General features: G+C 47.7%; 3 protein-coding genes. All 3 read left to right on the top strand.

Annotated elements, in window-relative coordinates; translation table 11 throughout:
- On the top strand, window positions 1–440 hold a 440-nt coding region (locus ACQY26_RS06380), incomplete at its 5' end, for an ABC transporter ATP-binding protein (protein WP_428048309.1).
- Between the two features lie 48 nt (window positions 441–488).
- Window positions 489–1,775 carry an MlaD family protein gene (locus ACQY26_RS06375; RefSeq protein WP_428048308.1) on the top strand — a complete coding sequence of 429 codons (1,287 nt, stop codon included), beginning with the start codon at window positions 489–491 and terminating at the stop codon, window positions 1,773–1,775.
- Window positions 1,776–1,777: 2 nt separating this feature from the next.
- A complete protein-coding gene (gene radA / locus ACQY26_RS06370; protein WP_428048307.1) occupies window positions 1,778–3,133 on the top strand; it encodes a DNA repair protein RadA in 1,356 nt (451 codons plus the stop codon).
- Window positions 3,134–3,363 lie beyond the last annotated feature (230 nt).

The raw sequence follows: 3,363 nt of genomic DNA, 5'->3' as shown, positions 1-3,363 counted from the left end.
TTACCGATGTTCCCAAAGCCGATTACGCCAAAATCGCCAAAGAAAAGCTGGCCTTGGTCGGCCTTAAAGATATTGAAAATCTTAAACCTTCGGAACTTTCCGGCGGTATGAAGAAGCGCGTTTCTTTGGCGCGTGTTTTGGCCACGGGCCCGAAAGTTATTTTGTATGACGAGCCTACCAGCGGCCTTGACCCGATAATGTCGGAGATTATCAGCGAGCTTATAGTCGATCTTAAACATAAGCTTGGCGTAACGTCGGTGGTAATCACGCACGATATGAAATCCGCGTTTGAAATCTCAGACACTATGGCCATGCTCTATGAAGGCAAAGTAAAGCTGGCCGCAAGCGCGGAAGATTTTAGGAAAACGGATAATCCGTACGTCAAACAGTTTATTGAGGGCAGCAGCAAAGGCCCTATACAAATGCAGATAAGAAGTTAAAGGGATTGTTTGCCCTTAAGAATTTTAGATAAAAGGTATAATGAAATTATGACATCGGAAACAAAAGTAGGCCTCTTTACGTTTTTTGGTTTAGTCCTTTTGGGCTTTTCCATTTATATGCTCGGCAATTTTACGGTATCAAAAGGTTTTGACATAAACGTTTATTTTAAAAACGTTTCCGGCCTGCCGGCAAAATCAATAGTAAGGTTAAACGGCGTTGAAGTGGGAAAAGTCAAAGAGCTTAAACTTGACGGTCCCCGCGTAGCCGCCGTGGTGCGTTTAAACGACGGTGCGGTCGTTTATAAAAACTCCAGGTTTTCCATAGCCGCCACAAGCCTTATCGGCACCAATTATTTGCAGATAGACCAAGGCGACTTTTCAAGCGGAATTTTGGCCGAAGGCGACAGCGTGGAGGGGGAAAGTATGTCCTCCGTAACCGATATGCTGGCCGAAACCATGGCCACGATAAACAATTTGGCTTCCGGCATTGCGGCAAACGGGAAATTCGCCGAAGATTTAAACGCCACGCTGGAAAATTTAAGAATGCTTTCCGGCAATTTAAACGAGCTTGTGTTTTCCTTAAGGCCTTATCTTTCTTCTTCTATGCAGGACGTAAGCGAACTTACGAAAGCTTCTAAAGAACTTATGGCGAAAATTGACGGCGGCGACGGCCTTTTTACGGCTTTGGTTCAAGACGAGCAAATGAAGACCGACGTTCAAACCACTTTGGCGAATGTCCGCCAGGTAAGCGAAGACGCAAAACAATTTATCGGCAAAATGGCCAAGTTCCGCATTTTCTGGGAATATGACGCCAGATATCAGCCCGACGGTAATTTGACGGAATCTGATTTGGGGATAAAATTTGTACCCGCCAACGGTTTTACTTATTACAGGGTGGGTATTTCCGATTTGGGCAACCGCGACAATGCCCCCAAAGACGATAAAGATTACCGTGGAAAACCTAACCAAATTGACGCTCGCTTGGGCCTTTATAACAAATGGGCGGATTTGCAAGTCGGCATGATAAGGGGCGCGGGCGGCGGTATACTGGCGCTTAAACCTTTTTATAAATCGGAAGTCCTGCCCGTCAGAGAATTTAACGTCTACGGTGAAGTTACGGACTTTGGGCGCAACCGCGTAATCAACAACAAACTTTTTGACAAACCCAAAGCCGCCATTGGCGCAAGAACCTTTGTAACCAAAAACGTAGGCGTCGGCATAAGATACAATGAAATGCTTGAAAAGGACGCCAGGGCTTTGCAGCTTACCGGCAGCCTTTCTTTTGAAGATAAAGAACTGGCTTCCATGCTGGGCTTGGCGACTTTGGCTAAATAATTATGAAATTTAAAACGGTTTACACCTGCCAAAAATGCGGATTTACTTCAGCCAAATGGCTGGGCCAATGCCCGGATTGTTCGGCTTGGAACAGTATGGCGGAAGAAGTCGTCCAGCAAGAAAGCAAAACGGCCAAAGCGGCGCGCAAATCTTTTACGGATTTTTCCTCTGAAATGACGACGCTTAAAGACGCCCGCGTCCAGGATTTAAAGCGTCTTCCAACGGGTATTAAGGAGTTTGACCGCCTTACCTGCGGCGGCTTGGTGGAGGGCCAGCTGATACTGCTTGCAGGCGCGCCGGGTATCGGCAAAAGCACTTTAATGCTTCAGCTTGCCGGCAAATTGGCGGAAGGCAAAAAGGTTTTGTATGTTTCGGGGGAAGAATCCTCGTCGCAGATAGCGGGCCGCGCGGCTAGGCTGAAAGTTAAAGGCGATAATATTACGCTTCTTTCCGAAACAAACATAGAAAATATCATAAAAGCCGTCGAGGAAGCCAAACCGCAGATTCTTATAATCGATTCCATACAGACCGTTTATCATCCCGAGTTCAGCTCTTCCGCAGGAACAATCGGGCAGGTTAGGGAAAGCGCGGCGGAAATTTTGCGCCTCGCCAAACCTAAGGGAATAGTAGTTTTTATCTTGGGGCATGTTACAAAAGACGGCGCTTTGGCAGGGCCGAAAGTGCTGGAACATATGGTCGACAGCGTGCTGTATTTTGATACGGAACGCGACAATGTTTTAAGAATGCTTCGCGCTCATAAAAACCGTTTCGGTTCCACTTCGGAAACGGCCCTTTTTAAAATGGGCCCCCACGGCCTTGAAGATGTGGAAGACGCAAGCGCGTATTTTTCTCAAACGTCAAGAAGCAAAGCCATGACGGGCCGCGCTTTCAGCGTAGCGGCCGAGGGCTCCCGCCCTATTTTGACGGAAGTCCAAGCGCTTGTAAGCCCTACGCATTATCCTTTCCCAAGGCGTATCGCTACGGGTATTGATTTGAACCGCTGTCAAATGCTTTTGGCCGCTTTGGAAAAACACGTCAATATTAATTTGGAAACCAAAGACGTTTACGTCAGCTTGGCCGGCGGCTCAAAAATTTCCGATCCGGCGCTTGATATGGCGGTTTGCGCGGCCGTGATAAGCTCCGCCCGCGATAAAGCTTTGCCGGGCAACTTCGTGTTTATAGGGGAAGTCGGCATATTGGGGCAGGCCGCGCCGGCTTATATGACGGAAAGGCGCGTCGAGGAAGCTTTAAGGCTCGGCATGAAGAAGATTTTTGTCCCCGTTATGAGGGAGCCTATCAGGGCCGAGGGCGTTGTTGAAGTTGAGGATTTGTATTCGCTGTCCTTGCAGATTAAGTAGTTGGTAGCTACTCATGGCCTGCAGTATTTTTACTCGGGCTGGGTTGCACGCTCACGGCTAGTACTTACGGTTAAACAAAGCCTTATAATACGCCTTGCGTTGGGCTTAAAAAACTGACTATGCAAGGCACAAAAAACGAAGTAAGGCAAACGCCTTACAAGTTTTTTTAACGAAACAGAGGCGTTTTTTAAGCCCAACCCTGCGGGCCGCGCCGCTTTTTGAGAGTATTT

Origin of the sequence: Candidatus Proelusimicrobium excrementi, assembly GCF_937881865.1 — a bacterium.
GTDB lineage: Bacteria > Elusimicrobiota > Elusimicrobia > Elusimicrobiales > Elusimicrobiaceae > Proelusimicrobium > Proelusimicrobium excrementi.
The sequence above is the reverse complement of the archived record's forward strand: the minus strand, read 5'-3'. Positions and strand labels throughout refer to the sequence as shown.

What these genes read in the sequence shown, in the direction of transcription:
- ACQY26_RS06375 (WP_428048308.1), top strand. Translation starts at nt 489, where the DNA reads ATGACATCGGAAACAAAAGTAGGCCTCTTTACGTTTTTTGGTTTAGTC.
- radA (WP_428048307.1), top strand. Translation starts at nt 1,778, where the DNA reads ATGAAATTTAAAACGGTTTACACCTGCCAAAAATGCGGATTTACTTCA.